Origin of the sequence: Spirulina subsalsa FACHB-351, from assembly GCF_026130165.1 — a bacterium.
Classification (GTDB): domain Bacteria; phylum Cyanobacteriota; class Cyanobacteriia; order Cyanobacteriales; family Spirulinaceae; genus Spirulina_A; species Spirulina_A subsalsa_A.
The window spans coordinates 1-19,380 of record NZ_JAIHOM010000063.1 but is presented as its reverse complement, the minus strand read 5'-3'; the positions used below and the strand labels follow the sequence as shown (position 1 = coordinate 19,380).

Annotated in this window: 19 protein-coding genes and 1 pseudogene; 9 read left to right on the top strand and 11 right to left on the bottom strand. The window is 48.1% G+C overall.

What is annotated here, in order from left to right; translation table 11 throughout:
- The first annotated feature begins 41 nt into the window (after window positions 1-41).
- Window positions 42-494 carry a hypothetical protein gene (locus K4A83_RS13485; RefSeq protein WP_265265113.1) on the top strand — a complete coding sequence of 151 codons (453 nt, stop codon included), beginning with the start codon at window positions 42-44 and terminating at the stop codon, window positions 492-494.
- A gap of 71 nt (window positions 495-565) precedes the next feature.
- On the opposite strand, the gene trmB is transcribed toward K4A83_RS13485, so the two are convergent.
- The 4 genes from trmB to surE form a co-directional block, all read right to left on the bottom strand.
- Window positions 566-1,201, bottom strand: coding sequence for a tRNA (guanosine(46)-N7)-methyltransferase TrmB (gene trmB / locus K4A83_RS13480; RefSeq protein WP_407810030.1), 636 nt, complete (start codon window positions 1,199-1,201; stop codon window positions 566-568).
- A gap of 208 nt (window positions 1,202-1,409) precedes the next feature.
- Window positions 1,410-1,832 carry a hypothetical protein gene (locus tag K4A83_RS13475; RefSeq protein ID WP_265265112.1) on the bottom strand — a complete coding sequence of 141 codons (423 nt, stop codon included), beginning with the start codon at window positions 1,830-1,832 and terminating at the stop codon, window positions 1,410-1,412.
- 2 nt (window positions 1,833-1,834) lie between these two features.
- Window positions 1,835-2,422 carry a hypothetical protein gene (locus tag K4A83_RS13470; protein ID WP_265265111.1) on the bottom strand — a complete coding sequence of 196 codons (588 nt, stop codon included), beginning with the start codon at window positions 2,420-2,422 and terminating at the stop codon, window positions 1,835-1,837.
- 204 nt (window positions 2,423-2,626) lie between these two features.
- Window positions 2,627-3,304, bottom strand: coding sequence for a 5'/3'-nucleotidase SurE (gene surE, locus K4A83_RS13465; protein ID WP_265265110.1), 678 nt, complete (start codon window positions 3,302-3,304; stop codon window positions 2,627-2,629).
- Window positions 3,305-3,409: 105 nt separating this feature from the next.
- Here surE and K4A83_RS13460 point away from each other — a divergent pair, with 105 nt between their 5' ends.
- Entirely contained in the window at window positions 3,410-4,138 is a 729-nt protein-coding gene (locus K4A83_RS13460) for an SIMPL domain-containing protein (RefSeq protein WP_265265109.1), read from the top strand.
- Here the strand turns inward: K4A83_RS13460 and K4A83_RS13455 are convergent.
- The gene (locus tag K4A83_RS13455; RefSeq protein WP_265265108.1) at window positions 4,135-4,503 is read right to left on the bottom strand and encodes a single-stranded DNA-binding protein; all 369 of its coding nucleotides are present in this window, start codon (window positions 4,501-4,503) and stop codon (window positions 4,135-4,137) included. The genes K4A83_RS13460 and K4A83_RS13455 overlap by 4 nt on opposite strands.
- A 206-nt stretch (window positions 4,504-4,709) precedes the next feature.
- Between K4A83_RS13455 and K4A83_RS13450 the strand changes: the two genes are divergently transcribed.
- Window positions 4,710-6,287, top strand: a complete 1,578-nt coding sequence (locus K4A83_RS13450; protein ID WP_265265107.1) for an adenylate/guanylate cyclase domain-containing protein — start codon at window positions 4,710-4,712, stop codon at window positions 6,285-6,287.
- A 196-nt stretch (window positions 6,288-6,483) separates the two neighbouring features.
- Here the strand turns inward: K4A83_RS13450 and gor are convergent, their stop codons facing one another.
- Both gor and K4A83_RS13440 read right to left on the bottom strand, forming a co-directional pair.
- Window positions 6,484-7,833: a glutathione-disulfide reductase gene (gor, locus tag K4A83_RS13445; RefSeq protein ID WP_265265106.1), complete on the bottom strand. Its 1,350-nt coding sequence runs from the start codon at window positions 7,831-7,833 to the stop codon at window positions 6,484-6,486.
- Window positions 7,834-7,925: 92 nt separating this feature from the next.
- Complete coding sequence (locus K4A83_RS13440; RefSeq protein ID WP_265265105.1) at window positions 7,926-8,801, bottom strand: prephenate/arogenate dehydrogenase; 876 nt, start codon at window positions 8,799-8,801, stop codon at window positions 7,926-7,928.
- 70 nt (window positions 8,802-8,871) lie between these two features.
- Between K4A83_RS13440 and K4A83_RS13435 the strand changes: the two genes are divergently transcribed.
- On the top strand, window positions 8,872-10,410 hold the full coding sequence (locus K4A83_RS13435) for a pentapeptide repeat-containing protein (RefSeq protein ID WP_265265104.1): 1,539 nt from the start codon (window positions 8,872-8,874) through the stop codon (window positions 10,408-10,410).
- A gap of 16 nt (window positions 10,411-10,426) precedes the next feature.
- Window positions 10,427-11,935 carry a helicase C-terminal domain-containing protein gene (locus tag K4A83_RS13430; protein ID WP_265265103.1) on the top strand — a complete coding sequence of 503 codons (1,509 nt, stop codon included), beginning with the start codon at window positions 10,427-10,429 and terminating at the stop codon, window positions 11,933-11,935.
- Between the two features lie 27 nt (window positions 11,936-11,962).
- Here K4A83_RS13430 and K4A83_RS13425 read toward each other — a convergent pair whose 3' ends face one another.
- The 4 genes from K4A83_RS13425 to K4A83_RS13410 all read right to left on the bottom strand — a co-directional run bounded on the left by K4A83_RS13425 (window position 11,963) and on the right by K4A83_RS13410 (window position 15,179).
- Window positions 11,963-13,123, bottom strand: a complete 1,161-nt coding sequence (locus K4A83_RS13425) for a 1-acyl-sn-glycerol-3-phosphate acyltransferase (RefSeq protein ID WP_265265102.1) — start codon at window positions 13,121-13,123, stop codon at window positions 11,963-11,965.
- 43 nt (window positions 13,124-13,166) lie between these two features.
- Window positions 13,167-13,610, bottom strand: a complete 444-nt coding sequence (locus K4A83_RS23235) for a ribonuclease H family protein (RefSeq protein ID WP_407810031.1) — start codon at window positions 13,608-13,610, stop codon at window positions 13,167-13,169.
- Window positions 13,611-14,012: 402 nt separating this feature from the next.
- Entirely contained in the window at window positions 14,013-14,510 is a 498-nt protein-coding gene (locus K4A83_RS13415; protein ID WP_407810029.1) for a GNAT family N-acetyltransferase, read from the bottom strand.
- Between the two features lie 207 nt (window positions 14,511-14,717).
- Window positions 14,718-15,179 (bottom strand): hypothetical protein, encoded by a 462-nt coding sequence (locus K4A83_RS13410; RefSeq protein ID WP_265265098.1) that lies wholly within the window; start codon window positions 15,177-15,179, stop codon window positions 14,718-14,720.
- 382 nt (window positions 15,180-15,561) lie between these two features.
- On the opposite strand from K4A83_RS13410, the gene hemC reads away from it, so the two are divergent.
- The 4 genes and pseudogenes from hemC to K4A83_RS13385 all read left to right on the top strand — a co-directional run bounded on the left by hemC (window position 15,562) and on the right by K4A83_RS13385 (window position 19,287).
- A complete protein-coding gene (gene hemC / locus K4A83_RS13405; RefSeq protein WP_265265097.1) occupies window positions 15,562-16,524 on the top strand; it encodes a hydroxymethylbilane synthase in 963 nt (320 codons plus the stop codon).
- 134 nt (window positions 16,525-16,658) lie between these two features.
- On the top strand, window positions 16,659-18,122 hold the full coding sequence (gene glgA, locus K4A83_RS13400) for a glycogen synthase GlgA (RefSeq protein ID WP_265265096.1): 1,464 nt from the start codon (window positions 16,659-16,661) through the stop codon (window positions 18,120-18,122).
- A gap of 151 nt (window positions 18,123-18,273) precedes the next feature.
- A pseudogene (locus K4A83_RS13395) lies at window positions 18,274-18,747 on the top strand (RNA-guided endonuclease InsQ/TnpB family protein); the annotation flags it as partial.
- Between the two features lie 357 nt (window positions 18,748-19,104).
- Window positions 19,105-19,287: a hypothetical protein gene (locus K4A83_RS13385; protein ID WP_265265093.1), complete on the top strand. Its 183-nt coding sequence runs from the start codon at window positions 19,105-19,107 to the stop codon at window positions 19,285-19,287.
- Window positions 19,288-19,380: the final 93 nt, after the last annotated feature.

Below are 19,380 nucleotides of genomic sequence, written 5' to 3'. Positions count from 1 at the left end.
GTTAAAATAAAGGTGAACCTCTAGGAGTATGTTCTAAAATTATGGTTGAACCAACATCACCAACTAACGAAACCTCCCCTAATTCTGATTCTTCCTCTAGTTCCGTGAGTGAAGAAACGAAGGCTCTCGTAGAGCAGAAAATGGGAGGGGAGTCGGATGAGGTCAGATATCACATGATGGCCTTGATTGAGGCGATTAAAAAGCAAAGTCAAGCCCAAATTGAGTCTACGGGGGAAATGACGCGGGAAACCTATGTAACAGCCATGCGTCAAGCGCAAGACACTTTGCAAAAATTGGGCGGTTTTTTTGATGAACAGCGAGAGTCCATGGAAAAATCGGTGTCTGCTGTGGAGGACACGGCGAATAAGAACTGGGAGATGTTACTGTCCGACATGAAGACGTGGGGCGATCGCGTGGATCGGGCCGTTGATGCGGCATGGAAGATTCTCACTGAATCGAACTCGTCTCCTCCTTCGGATTCTGATCCGAAATAATCCGCTATTGGGGTGCGTCAGAAGGCTTAACTGGGATTAAACAGGAATGACAGTCCTGCTGACGCGCCCTCCTAAACTCGCTCAAACCAGCAACGATAAACGGGTTCAGATTTCGCTAAGGTAGCTCGTTCCCGTTCGGTGGTGACAGGTAAGGGGTTTTCCTGTAACCAGGGGGTAGAATGGGTTAAGTGGAAAGCGGGGTGTTCTTGGAAGCGATCGCGCATTTCCACTGCAATCCCCTCCAGATCGGACTGTAAGAACACTTCCCCCCCCACAGGTAGATATTGCGCCAAAATCCCCACTAACTCCGGTTGCACCACACGGCGCTTGCTTTGTCGTTGCTTAAACCACGGATCGGGGAATTGGATAGATACCCGTTGTAAAACGCCTTCTGGCAACGATTGCAGCAAAATCTCGGCATCAATGTTAATGTTACTGAACAAATAAGCCAGATTGTGCAACTGAGCCTGATCTCGCTTCTGATTGGCTTCTATGACCAAAGGTTCTCGAATTTCTAACCCTAAAAAGTTCCAATCTAGTTGTAGGGGGGCTAATTCTAACAAAAATCTACCCCGCGCACAGCCAATATCTAAATGGAGGGGTTGCTGGGGGAACTGAAACACTTGTTCCCACGGCGGGGGAGTAATGGGTTGTTGGTATTTACGACTTAAAGGGTTAACGTGCTGACGGACGCGCACTCTAGCCAAGATTTTATCCTCACTTCGCTCTGGGTCAATAGATTAGTTCAAGAATTCTCCTGAAGGGTTTGCACTCATTCAAATCTGGCAACCCCTTCTATACTCCTATCACAGACCAGTCTATGGATGGTTAATTCTTCGATCAAGTCCTACCGAGTCGGTCAAAACAGATTAATCAAAACAGATTAATCAAAACAGATTAATCAAAACAGATTAATCAAAACACATCAATCCGCCCATCATTGCGCAAGTAAACGGCCCCTTCTCCTTCAATAGCTCCACCGGGTAAAATTTCAATGCGCAGGACTTGTTCCTCGGGTTGGAAAACATTGGCAAACAGTTTTCTCCCAGTGGGCTCCCAGAAAATGAGGGAAAAGTTACGGATGGTGTTGCCAAAGAGCAGGGGAGAGATTTCACCTGGGCCCAGAGCAAGGGGGCCGGTGGCATAAAGTTGTTCAATTTGAATGGGGATGGGCGTCCGGTTGATGACTTCGACGCGCACTAATTGGCCGGGAATGACTTGTAGGGGGGGAGGAGGGCAACTGCTTCCGGCGGTGCAGGTTTGGGCTTGTAGGGTCTGGGAAGGGTGTAAAAGGGCGATCGCACTTAACACCATCCACCCGTAACGAAATTTCCGCATGACTAGACTTTAATTAAACTAGGACGGTTCGGAGCCGCAACAATTCTCCGACATCCTGATTCTGGCATAGCCCATTGATAATGACACTCTTGGGGATTTCCCCAACACAGTCCGAGATAAAGTTCCGTCAAGGTAGCATCCACTTCCGCCCATTCTGCATCCTGCGCCAATTGTTCCACTAATTCCGGCGTGATGGCTTGGGGATCATGCCCAGCGAACCAGAATTTTAGGCCGGGGGTGGTTTGCTGCCAAAATTCCAAAACGCTGGCCTTACTTTGTAGCAGGATCTCTTTATCCTGTTCCAAAGCAATCAGTTGATTGTGCAGTTCAGGATAACGCACCGTTTGCCCTTTAAAGCGACAAGTCCGCCAGACTAAACCGGACACTTGATGGTCTTTTTGATACTGGTGAACTTGCTCACGAAATTCTCGATAGGCGTAGACTTTGCCGATTTTGTGACTTCCGAGGAGGGGGGCGAGGACGGGATCATTAAACCGTTCTTCGGCGGATAATAATACCCGTTCCCCTTTCCAACTGGCGCGGAGTTCTTGCTCCAGAATCTCGATCAGTTGCTCCGTTGTGTAGGTCATGATTCTTTGCCACAGTCTGGTGTTTTAGCGTATCGTCGCCCTTGTTAGAAGGACAAGGGCTAGCGGACTTGTGCTGTCATATTGACATCATCCCCAGCTATCACAGCGTGGGGACTCCCAGTCTGACCATTACATGGCCTCCTAACGGGTAGACAAACAAGCCACTGCCCCAGACTGGGGTTTAACACAGGATAACGCCAATTTTCACAAACGAATCTGGGTCACGGCAATATTTCCGCTAAAACACACATCTACATCGCTGCCGGGGGTGCGATCGCGTTCTTCATACACCCCTTCATAGTGATACCAGTCCCCCTCAATGCGATAGTTCAAAGGCAAAGGATCCGTACTCGGTTCACAAAACACCAGTTCTGGTTCCGGGGAGCCGGGGGGCAGATGGGGGAGATTGACATTCCAAAAACTTTTAGCAGGCAAGGGTAAACTCATCAATTTATCGAGTACCTTGGCGACTCTTTGGGTGGTGATGTCCCAGTCAAGGACGAGGGGGCGTTTAATCCAGTGGGAAAGGGCAATGGCTGGGATATTGTAGATGGCGGCCTCACGCACGGCGGCCACAGTGCCGGAGATGTAGGCATCTATGCCCAAATTCCCCCCGGCATTAATTCCCGAGAGAACCCAATCAATCTCGCTCCCGTATTGGGACAAAGCCACTCGGGTACAATCGGCTGGAGTTCCGGCGATCGCATATTCTGTTTCAGAGCGCCGTTCCACCTGCAAGGGAACTCCCGTCGTCACCTGATGCCCACAGCCGGATAATTGACCTTGAGGGGCAAAAATCAAGGCATCTTGGGCGAGTGCCTGCTGTAGGGCCCGAATCCCCGGCGCATCAATCCCATCGTCGTTGGTTAAAATCAGAACCATAATTCATTCAACTTAAATTTTTCGTTGCCAAAACCGTAACCTGAGACACAACCGCCTCAGGATTTTCTAGCATGGAAACAATATCATGAGGAGTTGATTCCCGCTATGAAATCTTTACCATTCGCCTCTCTACCTTGCCAACGTCCCTCACGTTGGTTAGCCCTCAGTTTAGCCCTCGTTGCCCTTACTATCCCTATGAGCGCCCGCGCCCAAGAACGCCTATTACGCACCCTCACTGTCACCGGACAAGGGCGTGAGAGCATTGCCGCCACCTTAGCCGATGTTACGCTGGGGGTGGAAGTGCGAGAAAGCAGTGCCACCGCCGTACAAGCCGAAGTCGCCCGCCGGATGAATGGGGTGGTGAATGTGTTGCGATCGCGCAATGTCGAACAATTACAAACCACGGGCATTTCCTTACAACCCAACTACGAATACCGCAACAATCAACAGCGACTCGTGGGCTATATTGGCACCAGCACCGTTAGTTATCGCACCCCCAGCAACGAGGCCGGAGCCGTCATTGATGCCGCCATCCAAGCCGGAGCCACCCGCATTGATGGCATTCGTTTAACCGCCAGCGACAGTGCCATTTCCACCGCTCAAAAGGTCGCCCTACAAGCAGCGACCCAAGACGCTAAAGCCCAAGCCGATGCTGTCTTAGCCGCCTTAAACCTCAGCCGTCAGGAAATTATTAGCATTTCCATCAACAGTGCCACCCCGCCCACCCCCCGCCCCCTCATGCAGCGCGCCGAAGCTATGGCCGCAGATGCTACGCCAATTATTGGGGGAGAACAGGACGTGCAGGCCTCTGTGACGCTGGAGATTCGTTATTAAAATTCCGCGTCATTGTAGGTGTTTTGGTTAGCATGGGCTTCATTATCTCGTTTTGAGCCTAACAGTTCTAAACGCTCCACGCGAATCACGGGTTTTGAGCGATTGCTTCCGGTATTGCGATCGCTCCAAGTTTCAATAGTCAACGAGCCTTGAATCCCAATCAAGCTCCCCTTTTTCACATAATTAGCGGCAATTTCCGCCGTTTTCCCCCAAATCTTTAAATTAAACCAATCCGGCTTATCATCCCGTCTCATCCGGTCCACAGCCAACGGTAATTCACACAACACCGATCCAGACTCAAAATAACGCACGTCGGGATCTGACCCCGCACGCCCTACTAAATTCACCACATTTAAACTTGTCATAGATCCTTAATCTCTTCTTCCTCCAAGTAGTACATACATCTTGCCATTTCCCCACCCGAAAATCAATAGATCAACAGGAATAACCCATTCCCTACGTGAAAAGATGCCAGAATAGAGAAGAGTTGAGCTTCCAGCGATCCGTGGGATTGTTGGTTCCGCGAAATGATTTACACTGCTCAGTATGGTTTCCAAGCTTTCAGCACATTATGGCCAATGATTCCACCTCTCCCGAAGCCCTCCGAGCAGAGATTGAGCAACTACGTCAGGAAAATGCTCGCTTGTGCCAAGAAAAATTGGATCTGGAGATTGTCTTAGAAAACACCGTCAGCCATGCGGATTTTATTGAGTCCCAATTACAACGCACCAACGAACAACTCGCCCAAGAAGTCAAAGAACGTCAACGAGCTTTAGCCGCCTTAGAAACCGTTTTATCGGTCGTTAAGCAGGATATGCGGGATTTAACCATCCTGTTGGCCAATACCACCGAACACGGCGATTTAATGGAATCCTTGCTTTATCAACAAGCAGAAGATGTCACTCGGGAAAGCGAGCAACGATTAGCCCAATTTTTAGAAGCGATTCCCGTAGGGGTGATGGTTTTTGATGGAGTAGGAAATTTGTATTATATGAATCGGAAAGCGGCTGACCTATTAGGAAAAAGTCACTTTCCAGATTTGACCTTAGAGAAAATGTCAGAAGTTTGTCAGCTTTATGTATTAGATAAACCCGACCTTTATCCAACTCAAGACTTAGTAGCCGTTAAGGCATTAGGGGGACAAAGTACAAAAGCGGATAATTTAGAAATTCAACGGGATGCCGTGCGGATTCCCATTGAATGTTGGGGAACGCCAATCTTTGACGAGGAAGGCAAGGTCATTTACGCTTTAACCGCTTTTCAAGATATTACAGATCGGAAAAATGCGGAGGAAGTGCGGGTCAAGTTAACCAATGATTTATTAGAGTTAACCCAAGCTTATTCGCGTTTTGTGCCGAAACAGTTTATTCACCTCCTCTCCAAGAAAAGCATTATAGATATTGAAATTGGCGATCGCATTCAAAAGAAAATGTCAGTTCTCTTCGCCGATATCCGGGACTTTACCAAGCTTTCAGAAGGGATGACACCCCAAGAAAATTTCCTGTTCCTCAATTCCTACTTACAGGAGATGGACCCCCTGATCTTAGATCATCACGGTTTTGTAGATAAATACATGGGAGATGGCATCATGGCCTTATTTCCCCGCAGTCCTGATGATGCCATTACCGCCAGTATTTATATGTTACGCGCTCTCAAACAGTGGAATCAACAGCACCAAAACTCTAATTTTCCCCCACTCAAAATCGGAATTGCCATTAATACCGGAGATTTAATGTTAGGCATTGTCGGAGGCAAAAATCGCATGGATGGAACCGTGATCAGTGACACCGTGAATTTAACCTTTCGCATTGAACGGTTAACTCAACTATATGGGGTATCATTATTGATTTCCCAACATACATTTTCTCAGCTAAAATATTTAGCTAACTATGATCTCCGCATTATTGATCGAGTACAAGTTAAAGGACGAGTTCAACCCATTACAATCTATGAAGTCTTTAACTCTGATCCACCCAGTTTGAGAACCCAAAAACGCCTCACCAAGACCCTGTTTGAACAAGGCATTACAAAATATCATTTAGGTCATTTAGACGAAGCCATTGCACTATTTGAGCAGTGCCAAGTCGAAAACCCAGAAGATCCTGTTATTGCCATTTATTTGGAACGTTGTCGCAATCTTGATGGTTGACCGACTCTCTATAGCGTTTTCATTTGAGTTTTGTAATCCACAAGGGAGAGGGGGAGCAGGGGAGCAGGGGAGAGGGGGAGCGGGGGAGAAATTATCAATTATCAATTCCCTAGCCCCACGAGTAGAGTTATTCAGCAAGCCCTATATAGTGAACATCTCCGAAAATAGAGTTTCCGGAGATGTCTATTACTGGGAGCTAACGCATCGTAACAAACTCTTCCGCCGAACTGGGGTGAATGCCAATAGTTGCGTCAAAGTTAGCTTTTGTCGCTCCAGTTTTGAGGGCGATCGCAACTCCTTGAATAATTTCCGCCGCATGATCCCCAACCATGTGGGCGCCCACCACCCGATCGGTATTGGTATCTACGATTAACTTCATCATAGTTTTTTCCTCTTTCCCGGCCAAAGTGTAATACATCGGGCGGAACTTCGTGCGATAGACCTTTACCGCATCGCCGTATTTGGCCTGTGCTTCTGCTTCAGTCAGGCCGACTGTGGCGGCTTCTGGGGTAGTAAATACCGCACTGGGGATATTTTCATAACTCATCACCCGAGACTTACCGCCAAAAATCGTATCCGCAAAGACCCGACCTTCATTAATAGCCACCGGGGTTAAATTCACCCGATCGGTACAGTCTCCAACGGCGTAGATATGGGGTTCTGAGGTTTGACTGTCTTCATTGACCGCGATCGCCCCATTTTGCACCTCAACCGCCGTATTTTCCAGCCCCAAATTTTGGAGATTGGGAATCCGCCCCGTTGCCGACAAACCCACTGCATCGGTTTCCACAAACTCATCCCCATTGGGTCCTTTGAGCGTCACCTTTAAACCTTCAGCCGTCCGTTCAATGGACACCGGATTTGTTTGATTTAATACCCGAATACCATGTTGAATCATGCCCTCTTGAATCGTCGTGCGCAAGTCATCATCAAACCCGCGCAGGATTTTATCGGCTCGAATGACCTGTGTCACCTCAGTTCCCAAACCATGCAGCACACAGGCAAACTCACAGCCAATATAGCCCCCGCCAATAATCAACATCCGTTTGGGTTGTTCAGGCAACAGGAAAATCTCATTAGAAGTAATCGTGTGTTCAATCCCCGGAAGATTGGGTTTAACAGGTTTTCCCCCCACCGCAATTAAAATCCGTTCCGCCGTAATTTTTTCTTCTCCCACTTGTAGGGTGTGAGAGTCTATAAACGTGGCACGGTGGCGGAATACCGTCACCTTGGAATTATCTAACATCCGTTGATAAATCCCATTGAGTCGTGTCACCTCATCATTAACGACCCTAATCATCTTAGACCAGTCTAGATGACTTTCTACCGCGCTCCAACCGTAGCCTTGAGCTTCTTCAAACTGGTCAGGAAAACGAGAGGCATAGACCATGAGTTTCTTCGGAACACAGCCGCGATTGACACAAGTTCCCCCCAGGCGGTCATCTTCAGCCACAGCCACCTTAGCCCCATATTCTGCGGCTCGTCTGGCGGTGGCAATGCCTCCAGAACCTGCACCGATGACAAATAAATCGTAGTCGTAGCTCATGCTATCACCCTCTCAAAACTGGTTAACTCTTGATTCCATGATACGTGGGTTAGTCTGCACTTTGGGGAGAAATCCCTGTGAGGAGAGATGGGTCAGCCTGGAGAGGGCGGGTGCTTGACAAAAGCGGGGCGGGCGGATTCCGTGCGCCCGAGTAAATGCAGTAGATGTTCCCAGTCCTGCTCTTCGACCTGGGCGATGACTTGATCTAACACCCGACGATAAGTATAGAGCGATCGCAATAATTCCCTCCCATTGTAACGAGCAATCATTTCCCCTAACTCCGGATTACCTCCTCCCACCCGACTGGTATCCCGAAACCCCGAACTCGCCAAACTTTGGGCTAACTGTAATACCGCTTGTTCCTCCTCCTGTAAACAGGCTTCAATTAAGCTAGCACTGACCCACAACGGCAGATGAGAAATCCAGGCCACCGCCCGATCATGCTGTTGCGGCTCACAACAGTACAAACGAGAACCTAATGCTTGTACAATCTCTTTAACCTGTTCTACGGCGACAGTGGGGGTAGAGGGGAGGGGGGTTAAAACATAGGGAGCATCTTTAAATAAACCCCACTGAGCGGCTTCAATACCTTGTTCTGCCGTGCCTGCCATGGGATGTCCCCCGACGAAATTTTCCCAGAGGGGTGCGATCGCCTCTACAATTGGATTTTTGACCGAACCCACATCCGTCACGACTGTAGTGGGTTTTAAATCGGGCAATAATTGTCGAATACTCGTTTCTATCCAGTTCAGGGGCGTACAAATAAAAATCACATCCGCTTCTGATACAGTCGCTAACTCAATCTCAGCCTGATCCGCCACCCCCAAGGCGATCGCCCTTTCACAAGTCACAGGCCGTCGGGATACACCCAAAACCCGGTAGCCCAAACGACGTAACTCTAAGCCCAAAGACCCACCAATCAACCCTAAACCAACAATTCCCACTGTTTTTTGCACAATTTCACTCATTACCTTGACCTTACCCCTAAAACGAACCCAACCTGCCCCATTGATGACCTTGAGGAGCAAAAAAGCCTAGATGAATGTTAAAGAACTACGCCATCTCTATGCAACTGGCATCCGAGAATTTGGTTCCATTGACCTCAGTGAAGCTAACCTAAGAGACATGAACCTGAGTGGAGTCAACCTCAGCGGAGCCAAACTCAACGTCGTCAACTTCAGTGGAGCCAACCTCAGCGAGGTCAATCTCAACGGAGCCAAACTCAACGTTGCCCGACTCAGTGCCGCCAATCTCACCCGCGCCAAACTGAACCGCGCCTCCCTCAACGTCGCCAACCTCATCCGAGCCAATCTCAGCCATGCTGAACTCACCGAATCCCTCCTCATCCGGGCCGAATTAGTCCGCGCTCAACTAAGTCACGCCAACCTCAGCGGCTCCAACCTCGACAGCACAGACCTCCGAGAAGCCACCCTCCGTTCAGCCAACCTCAGTTACTGTAACCTCAGTGAAGCCAATCTACGAGATGTCATCTTAACCGACGCTATCTTAGAACAAGTGATCCTCAGTGGAGCCGACCTCTCCCGGGCCGACCTCAGCGGAGCCAACCTACGAGAAGCCGACTTATCTCAAGCTAATCTCAGCCGAGCCAACCTCAGCGGAGCCGACTTACGGGGTGCAAACTTGCGCTGGACCGATTTAAGCGGTGCTACCCTACGCTGGGCCGATTTAAGCGATGCCAAATTCAGTGGAGCCAACCTAATGGCCGCCGATCTCAGTGGAGCCAACTTAGTCAACGCCAGTTTAGTCCATGCCGATCTCTCCAAAACCCGGTTAATTCGCGCCGAGTGGGGCGGAGCCGATCTCACCGGAGCCATTTTAACCGGAGCCAAACTCTATGGAGTCTCCCGCTCAGGCCTAAAAACCCGAGGCATTAGTTGCGACTGGGTAGATTTAAGTCCCGAAGGAGATCAAAGTCAAATCTACCGACTCACCCCAGAAAAAACCCAAACCTTTTTTAACGAAACCCCCCCCACCATTCAAATCACCATCGATGCACCCTTTAACCTCTCCGCCAATCTCGCCCTAGCCGCCCTTTACCACCAAATTGATCAGGTTTACCCCACCTTGAGTCATCCCCCGAATATTAAAATCAGTTCTCGCCGCACCTATTTAACCTTCCAAATCGATCGCAACGAGCAACTCTTTATGATGGCCTACGGGGCAACCTTACCCTTTCAAGACCACACCATCATTGAACGGCACCTCATGGGACTTTTCCAAACCATCCGCAAAGATGACAGTCTTCAGTTAAATGCAGAAAACGCCCAACATTTGCGTCAAGTAGGGTCTAGCCTGATCTCCACCATTAACCGCTTAAAACCTCTTAAACTTAACCGTCATCAAGGTTTACCTGAAGAAGCGATTAATTTTCTCAACGCTCCCACCTATACTGTAATCACCAACTCTCGGAACACCACCCTAGACATTTATCACAATCCAAATTTTGGTCGCGGCAATGTCCAGCGCAGTTCCGAGAAGGATTCTAGCTCATCCGTGGAGCGGTTAACCCTACCCCCGACTAATATTGTCATGCAGTTTCTGAGCGTTCTGTTTTAGCCTCCCGCCAAACCCCATGATTGAAGCAGACGTTCATTCTTGCCTTCTGGCCTTCTTACGAGAACAAGGACACCCCCATTGGCACCATCACCTAACGATGGGCCGATTAGTAGCCCGCGCTTTGCGCTTAGGTCGTTCTGCTTTAATTCAAACGGCCGCCAAAAGTGACACCTACGCCTTAAGTTACTTAATTCCCGCTTTAATGTGGCCCAAAGGCACCGTTTTAGTCACTCCTCCCACCCAGCAAGTCAAATGGCTAGAACAGACCATTCCTCAACTGTTGAGTTGGTTAGGCGTGGAAAAAAAGGTGATCCGAGAGGATCATCTCCCAACCGATCCCACCTTTTCCGGTTTATGTCTCATTTCCCCTCAACATTGGCTCAATCAAGACCCCTCCGCCCCAGCCTTCCCCACCCTCATCGACCCCGTAGACGACTGGGAAACTTGGACTCGGGAACACCTCACCCTCCACCTCCACTCCAACCACTGGCAAGAACTCAGCGCCGCTTATCAGGCCGATCACTCCCTCATTGAACAAATCTATCAACAGCTGGGTGAAACTCTGTTTAAACACCCGTCTAACCCCTATCAGTGTTATTGTTTAGACCCTAGTGAACAGGAACTCCTCATCCCTCTCTGGCAGACCCTCCCCCCCGGTGATTTGCCCCCCCTCTGGCAGCAGTTTAAAGACCAGTCCCAACAACCCGGATACCTAATCTGGACGACTTTAAACCGAGGCCAACAGACCTTTAGTCTCCATCTCGCCCCCATTGATGTGGCCGCCTATCTACATCCTCTCTGGCAGAAACAACCTGTGGTTTTAATGGGGGCTTTCCTCGATTCCCACCCCCAAGCCCCTACTTACCGTCAACGCTTGGGGCTGGAGGATCTGACCTGCCTTAAATTTTCGGCCAACCGCCAAACGGAACATATACAACTGTACCTTCCCGACCGTTTGCCCATGCCGAACACCCCTGAATTTCAAAAGGTCTTAATACCACAACTGCACCGTCTCTGTCGGGGGGGGATGGTGGAGCAGTCCCTCAAATATGGTCTAGATGGCCTCCGTCGGGTTCAGCGCCCTGTGGTGATTTTGGTGGATGATGTCCCCCTTAAAGCCCAAGTCGGGGCAACTCTAGCGGCTGAATATGGCTCACTGGTGCAGGTGGAAACAACTCAGATGCAGCCTGATGGGATTTTAGTGGCGGGGTGGTCTTTTTGGCATCAATATCATGATTTACTGCCTACTCCGGAGTTATTAGTTATTGCGACTCTGCCTTTTCCCTCGGTAGAACATCCCTTAGTGGCTGGACAGGTGAACTATTACAAACAACAGCGTCAGGATTGGTTTCGGGAGTATCTGTTACCGACGGCTTTACGGGAGTTACAATGGGCGGTTCTCCCGGTGCGTGAGTCTCAGGGGGTGGTGGCTCTATTAGATAATCGGGTGAATTATCGCAGTTATGGGGGACAAGTGTTAGGGGCTTTAGAACCTTTTGCTCGGATTAATTATCTAAGTACTTGAGAAATAGTGGGGAATTGGTAATTGATATCAGCAAGCCCTAGATAAGTTATCCTGAACCACTTGCTGAACCCGTCTCGTAAGTTGTTCAATAACCCTTGGGCGCTCTTCTTGGTAGGCTGACCAATAGTCTTTTAAGTTGATGGGATTCCCCAATTTCACCTGAACCTCTCGATGTCCTTTCGGGGGCGGTTGGTCAAGGTGAAATACTTCTCGTTCTAAGCGGATAATCGTGTCTAAAAACCTTTCTGGTGTAGGGTTTTCTGCTACATAACCATCATATATGGCATCAAAATTGAGCAGGCGAATAGTAGCACGATAAATTTTTTGGTGGGCAGTTGTTTCTTGGGTTTCTGTTTCCAGAAGGGACTGGATTTTATACACTTGTTCCCGCATGGGTAAATGAGCGGATCCAATAATATTCAGTTCCTGCTCACAGTAATTAAGAACATGGGTTTTAATGGCTTCAATGCGCTGATTCCAGTCTAAATGGGGCGGTGTGGTGATTTGGTATTCTCGCTCTAGATTCTGCATTACCTGCTCCCCAATGGCGCGTAAACGGGGGTAAAAGTCCTGTTCAGGAGGGATTATGCCGAGGGTGCTTTCTAACTGGTGCAAACTCTCGGCAATGGTGGATTGCATGGTGGAAGTGTAACGGTATTTGAGACTGACGGGAATTAGATAAAAATTGGGCAAGGTATCCCCTTGTTTAGCAAGTGTATTGAGGGCTTGTAAGGGCATTTGCACCGCTCCGGTGCGAAAGGGCATTACAGTATCATTTTGGAAGGAACAGCCCCCTTCCGGGAAGATAACCATGTGACAAGCGGGTTGTTTTAACAAGTCTAGGGTGTGTAGGATACTTTCGCGATCGCCTACTCCCCGTTTAATCGAATAAGCCCCAATCCGGGGTAAAAATGCCCCTAAAAGTCCGCGAAAATTGTCGTAGGCGACTAAGTAGTTGAACAGTTGACCCACTCGGGCAGAAAGTAGGAACAGAACAACACCATCCTGGAAGTTAGAATGATTGGGCATCAGGATGTAGCGTTGGTCACTCAGCGATCGCAACAAGGCCACATCCTCCTCGCTCACCTTGACCTGGAGACGATACAGCCCATAGGCAACAGGAGAGGCGAGACTCTGGACAAAGCGCGTTAGGAGGGGGTGAGTTTGGGCAGGGTAAAAATTGGGCATAATTCAACCAAACGAATAGAGCAGGAAAATCTAGCCAAAGGAGTCAGGAGTTTACCGTTTTAGCTGCTTGAAACGCTAACTCATCCACCCGGTTATTAAACACATTATCCGCGTGTCCCTTCACCCAAATCCACTCCACTTGATGAATACTATTTAATTCATCTAACTCGTGCCATAAATCTTGATTTGCCTTCTTTTTCCAATTATAATTCATTGTATTAATAAGCAACTGACTGTCACTATATAACTGCACCCTACAAGGACGTTTTAAGGCTTTTAATCCCTCAATAGCCGCTTTCATTTCCATGCGATTATTCGTCGTTGGTGAAGATTCAGAACCGACAATTTCTTTCGTCCGTGAGCGATAAATTAACAGAGCTGCCCATCCCCCCACTCCCGGATTCCCTAAACAAGCTCCATCGGTATAGATCATAACTTGAGTCAGTTCAGAATGGGTGAGGTCAGGATTGAACTCCCCCCAAGCCATAGGCTTAGGCGATGTCACCACAGATCGTTCCACCTCATCTTGAGGCTCTGGTTTAATATGCTTATCCTTCAATTCAATAAATAATGTAGCATTTTCTTCCGAAATAACTTGACCTAAAACTCTCTCTTTCCAGCCCGCTTTTAACGGGTAAGTAACCCCTAATAAAGCCAATTGTTTTTTTGACCAACTTCCCCGTTTACTTTTACCCTGTTCTAGGAATTCTTCGGTAATTCTAATCATTCTGTTGCCTCGTGCCTGAATATCTGATTTTGCCAGATTGGTAATTCTCTTAAATCCTGCGTGAACAAGCCATACAATCTTAAGATATGGAGTTAGTGAGTCTAGGGGATAATTATTGGCAAGGGAGGGGAGACAGCACCTTCCTAATAAACAAATGGGGTCTTAGGAAATCAAACGCCTTCCCATAATAACTAAATCTCGTTCCACCCCATCTAATTCAGCTACCCCCGGCAGATAGCCCCACTCAGAAAAGTGAAACCGTTCAAAGAGTTTTAAACTCGGTTCATTATGGGCGAAAATAAGACCGACTAAGGTTTTAATGCCTAGGGCGGGGGATTTGGCGATCGCGTGTTGTAACAAAATCCTTCCCATCCCTTGTTTTTGGCACAAAGGGGACACATAAATACTTAACTCCGCCGTTGCAGTATAGGCAGGACGAGGATGAAAGCGTTGGATACTCAGCCAAGCGGCAATCTTACCCTCTTTCTCTAAGACCCAAATCGGGTAAGACTCGGGAGTATGTTCATGAAACCAAGTCAAACGACTTTCAATCGAAATTGGATCTAAATCTGCGGTAGCTTTGCGACCGACCACAGCCTCATTATAAATCTGGACAATGGCGCTCAGGTCTGATTCCACTGCTTCGCGAATCATGGGCATTGGGGATGAGATCGAAACGTGACAACTCATTATACGGCAGCACAAGAGTGGCATTCTCACCGCGCACAGGGAACACCGCTATTTATGAACTCCCCCACTGTATTAGACGAGTGGGGAAACCAAGCCCCCTTCAGACTATTGGTTGTTCAAAACAACAAAACAGGCGGAATTTCGCCTGTTTCGTCCAAGGAAAAACGAGAAACCCCCTTAGAAATTCAGTCCAACGGCAATGGTACCGCGAGGATTATTGGCTAAAGGTCGTCCCCTCATCCAAACGCCAACATTTTCTAAACGGGCAAACTGATAATCAACTAAAGTATCTTCATAGTTGTAATCGCTGACTATCCGCCATTGTTCCTCTGGGGCAATAGTTACGCGGTAATCCGGATCCCCATAGCAACTCACCCGATCAAAGTGGGTATCTGGGACACAAGATAAAGAGCTAATCATGTGGGGGAGAATCCACTGTTTCCAAGACCGTTGAGGATAGTATCTCCCTCCTATCCCTAGTTCATCAGCCGTCATCTCACCATAACCCACAGCCTCGAATATTTCGCGGTTGGTCGGTTCCATTGGCTCTAAAATTTCAGCCGTTTGTCCATACGCTTGGGGAGCGATTAAGACCAGTCCCCCAACCACAATCCCCAATGCAGAAAGTAAGCGTTTCATTGTAAGTAACCTCCTAGATGTTTTTGCACCCAGTTCCCATAGGTTTTAGGTGATGAATGTACAGTCGGTGATGGAGAAAGATGTCCCCGTGTCAACTCGGGATCTCAATCAGCAATTAGAATGAGAGAGGCAAGGCAACCCGCATAAGACGGTCTGACGTAGGTTTTCACGCCGACTTATGCTTAATTCAAGTATATCAACGGAACTTGAACCCCTCTCCTGATATTAAGCTTTTCCCAAGATTGGCTCGGCGATCGCCACAAAGATTCAGGAAGCGTCAAAAAACTTAATAAACCCAACAGTCCGAAAACGTTCAGAAGTACCCGCCACTGCGATACTCTAGATCGAGTCCCTTAATTGATATTTGTACAAAAATCGTTATATGACTTCGACTTCTAGTCCTCCTCGCACCATTCGCATCGCCTCCCGGAAAAGTCAATTAGCCTTAGTTCAGACTTACTGGGTACGGGATCAACTCCAGCAACAATTCCCCGACCACACCTTTGAAGTAGAAATGATGAGTACCCAGGGGGATAAAATTCTGGACGTGGCACTGTCTAAGATTGGCGACAAGGGATTATTTACCAAAGAATTGGAAGTAGGACTACTCAACAAAACAGCCGATTTTGCCGTTCACTCCCTCAAAGACCTACCCACTCGTCTCCCCGAGGGGTTAATGTTAGGCTGTGTAACAGAGCGGGTAGATCCGGCCGATGCTTTAGTAGTCGCCCAACAGCACAAGGATAAACAGTTGGAGACATTGCCCCCCGGAACCGTAGTAGGGACTTCTTCCCTGCGTCGTTTAGCCCAACTGCGCTATCACTTCCCCCATTTGGAGTTTAAAGACATTCGGGGCAACCTCAACACCCGTTTAGCCAAACTGGACAATGGGGAATATGATGCCATCATTTTAGCTGTAGCAGGTTTAGAACGGTTAGGCATGGGCGATCGCATTCACCAAGTCATTCCCGCCGAGATTTCCCTCCATGCCGTCGGACAAGGAGCATTAGGCATTGAGTGCCGAGAAGGAGATACCGAGATTTTGAGCATCTTACAAGCCATCTCCCATCCCCCCACCACCGCCCGCGCTCTAGCTGAACGCGCCTTTCTCCGGGAACTCGAAGGCGGTTGTCAAGTCCCCATCGGAGTGAATACCGAAATCACCGGGCAAAACCTCACCCTCACCGGAATGGTCGCCAGTTTAGACGGTCAACGTTTAATTAAAGACGAGGTGACAGGCCCAGCCAGTGACGCGGAACAACTAGGGATTAATCTCGCCCATCAACTCAAAGAACAAGGCGCCCAGGAAATTCTCGCCGAAATCTTCGCCCAAATTGAGCGCTAATCTCAAGACCTTATGAACCATTATCAATTATCAATGCTCAATTCCCCATTCCCTATTCCCTTGACAATTCCTATTGCCTTTTATCCCCTCATCCTTCATACTGCAAGCAATATTAAAGAAATATGAACTGAGCGATGAAGATTCTATTTGTGGCGGCAGAAGCAGTTCCTCTAGCAAAAGTGGGGGGGATGGGTGATGTGGTTGGTGCATTGCCCCAATTTTTGCGCAAAATGGGGCATGATGTGCGGGTTTTTATGCCCTACTACGGTTTCCTAAGCGATAAACTAGACATTCCCGAAGAACCTGTCTGGCTTGGTAGTGCCATGTTCCAAGAATTCGCCGTGTATGAAACCTTCCTACCCGGTACCGATGTTCCCCTATACCTCTTTGGACATCCAGTTTTTGATCCTCGGCGAATTTATTACGGAGAAGACGAGGATTGGCGTTTTACCTTCTTTGCCAATGGTGCGTCTGAATTTGCTTGGAACTATGAAGACTGGAAACCAGAAATTCTCCATTGTCATGATTGGCACACAGGCATGATTCCAGTCTGGATGCAGGAAACTCCCGAAATTAAGACAATTTTCACCATTCACAACTTAGCCTATCAAGGGCCTTGGCGTTGGCGTTTAGACCAAATGACTTGGTGTCCTTGGTATATGCAGGGACATAATACAATGGCGGCGGCCGTACAGTCAGCAGACTTAGTAAGTACCGTATCTCCCACCTATGCCAAACAGATTCAAACCTCAGCCTATGGGGAAAATTTAGACGGTTTGATGTCTTTTATTAGTGGGAAACTGTGGGGCATTCTCAACGGGGTGGATGTGGAACGGTATAACCCAGAAACTGACCGTTATATTGTAGAAAATTTTAACGCTGAAACTTTAGACCAAAGAGCCGCTAACAAATCTGCCCTACAAGAAGAGTTAGGTCTAGAAATGAATGAAGGGCGCTTCTTAATGGGGATGGTGACACGCTTAGTAGAACAGAAGGGGATTGATCTGCTGTTGCAAATCCTCGATCGTTTTATGGCCTATACTGACGCGCAGTTTGTTTTGTTGGGAACAGGCGATCACTACTACGAAAGCCAAATGTGGCATATGGCCGCCCGCTATCCCGGTCGGATGTCCGTGCAAATCCTCCATAATGATGGGTTAGCCCGGCGGATTTATGCAGGTTGTGATGTATTCCTTATGCCTTCCCGTTTTGAACCCTGTGGCATCACCCAAATGATGGCTATGCGCTACGGTTGTATCCCCATCGTCCGCCGCACCGGGGGCTTAGTGGATACCGTAAAACACCATGATCCTCTCAATCAAGACGGTTGGGGTTACTGTTTTGACCGTTACGAACCCTTAGATTTCTTCACCTGTATGGTGCGGACATGGGAAAGTTTCCGTTATCCTCAATACTGGCGGGAAATGCAGAAACGAGCGATGTCCCTTGATTTCAGTTGGGATAAGTCCGCACAAGAGTATGTACGGATGTATAAACAGGTTTTAGGGCTGTCTCAAACGGACTTATTACCCGAAGAAAAGCGGGCTTTAGGTCTTCCAGTGGATGAACCTGAAACCTCTACTGTGAGCGCTTCCTAGGGCTAACTGGTTCGGAAATTTAACAAAATGTTGCGGAATTCCCCTTCCTCCCTTGCAGGGAGGGGATGAATAGCAACCAATAAACCAACTGAGCGATCGCGAATCCTCGGATGAGCAGCTACAATGTGATCGGCAACAGCCAATCAAGATAATGTATAAGGCATACAAGTATCGCATCTACCCAACCGACGACCAAAAAGTGTCTCTCGCCAAGGCCTTTGGATGCTATCGTTGGCATTGGAATTTTGCACTCAACCTATGCCAACAAACATATCTCAAGACAGGCAAAGGATTATCTCGTGGATATATCCAGAGTCTGTTGCCAGGGTTAAAAAAGGAATACCCTTGGCTAAGGGATGCCTATTCCCAGTCCTTGCAAGTTGTTGCTCTCAATCTTTCCACTGCCTACAAAAACTGCTTTGAGAAGCGGGCGCAATTGCCCCGTTTCAAGTCAAAGCATGGTCGGCAGTCATTAAGTTATCCCGCCAACGTTAAGTTTGAAGGAGACTATATCAAACTACCGGGGAAGATTGGGCTAGTCTACTGCCATAGTCATTGAGAATTTGAAGGGACAATCAAAACTGTGACAGTCTCCCAAAATTCTGATGGCAAATACTATGCGGCACAAAATATCAGAAATGAAGCCTTGCGGATATTGTCGTTGGGAACCAGCGATACTGCCCGGGGAGGGAGTGTAAGACAACCTGGCAAAACATCGGTTTTGTTAGATGCAGTTCCCGTTGAATCAGGAAGCCCCATCCTCGCCAACGACAGGGTGGGGTAGTTCACCAGAGGTGGGAGGCACTCATGAGAAGATGAACGCAACCCAGTTTCTTGCTTGGGTTAGTCTGTGTTCCCCAAATGGCTGGTACGTCAGCAAGATCACAGTTATTGATTGTGTCCCCTCAATTATTCGGTCTAACACACCCTACCGCGCCCTACTATGTTCTAAATTATAAGCTGATACCAATAATCTTTAAAGATGAATCAAAAATATAACTCATTTAGAGATTATAAACCAGATGGTCATAATTGGATCACTTTAGCAAGTGGTGAGTATTATCCAGATATTTTAAAAGATGCTTGTGATTTGTATCAGCCCGTGTTAGTGTTATTTGGAAAATTGGTTAAATCCAGAAGTGTTGAATCGGTACTTATGAACTAGGTAAAAATGGACATAGTAACCCTGTCAAGAGGTAAATTTAACCAGGTGGGACTAGCTCTTTAAACCAGTGTACATAGCTAATTTTTTGGCACA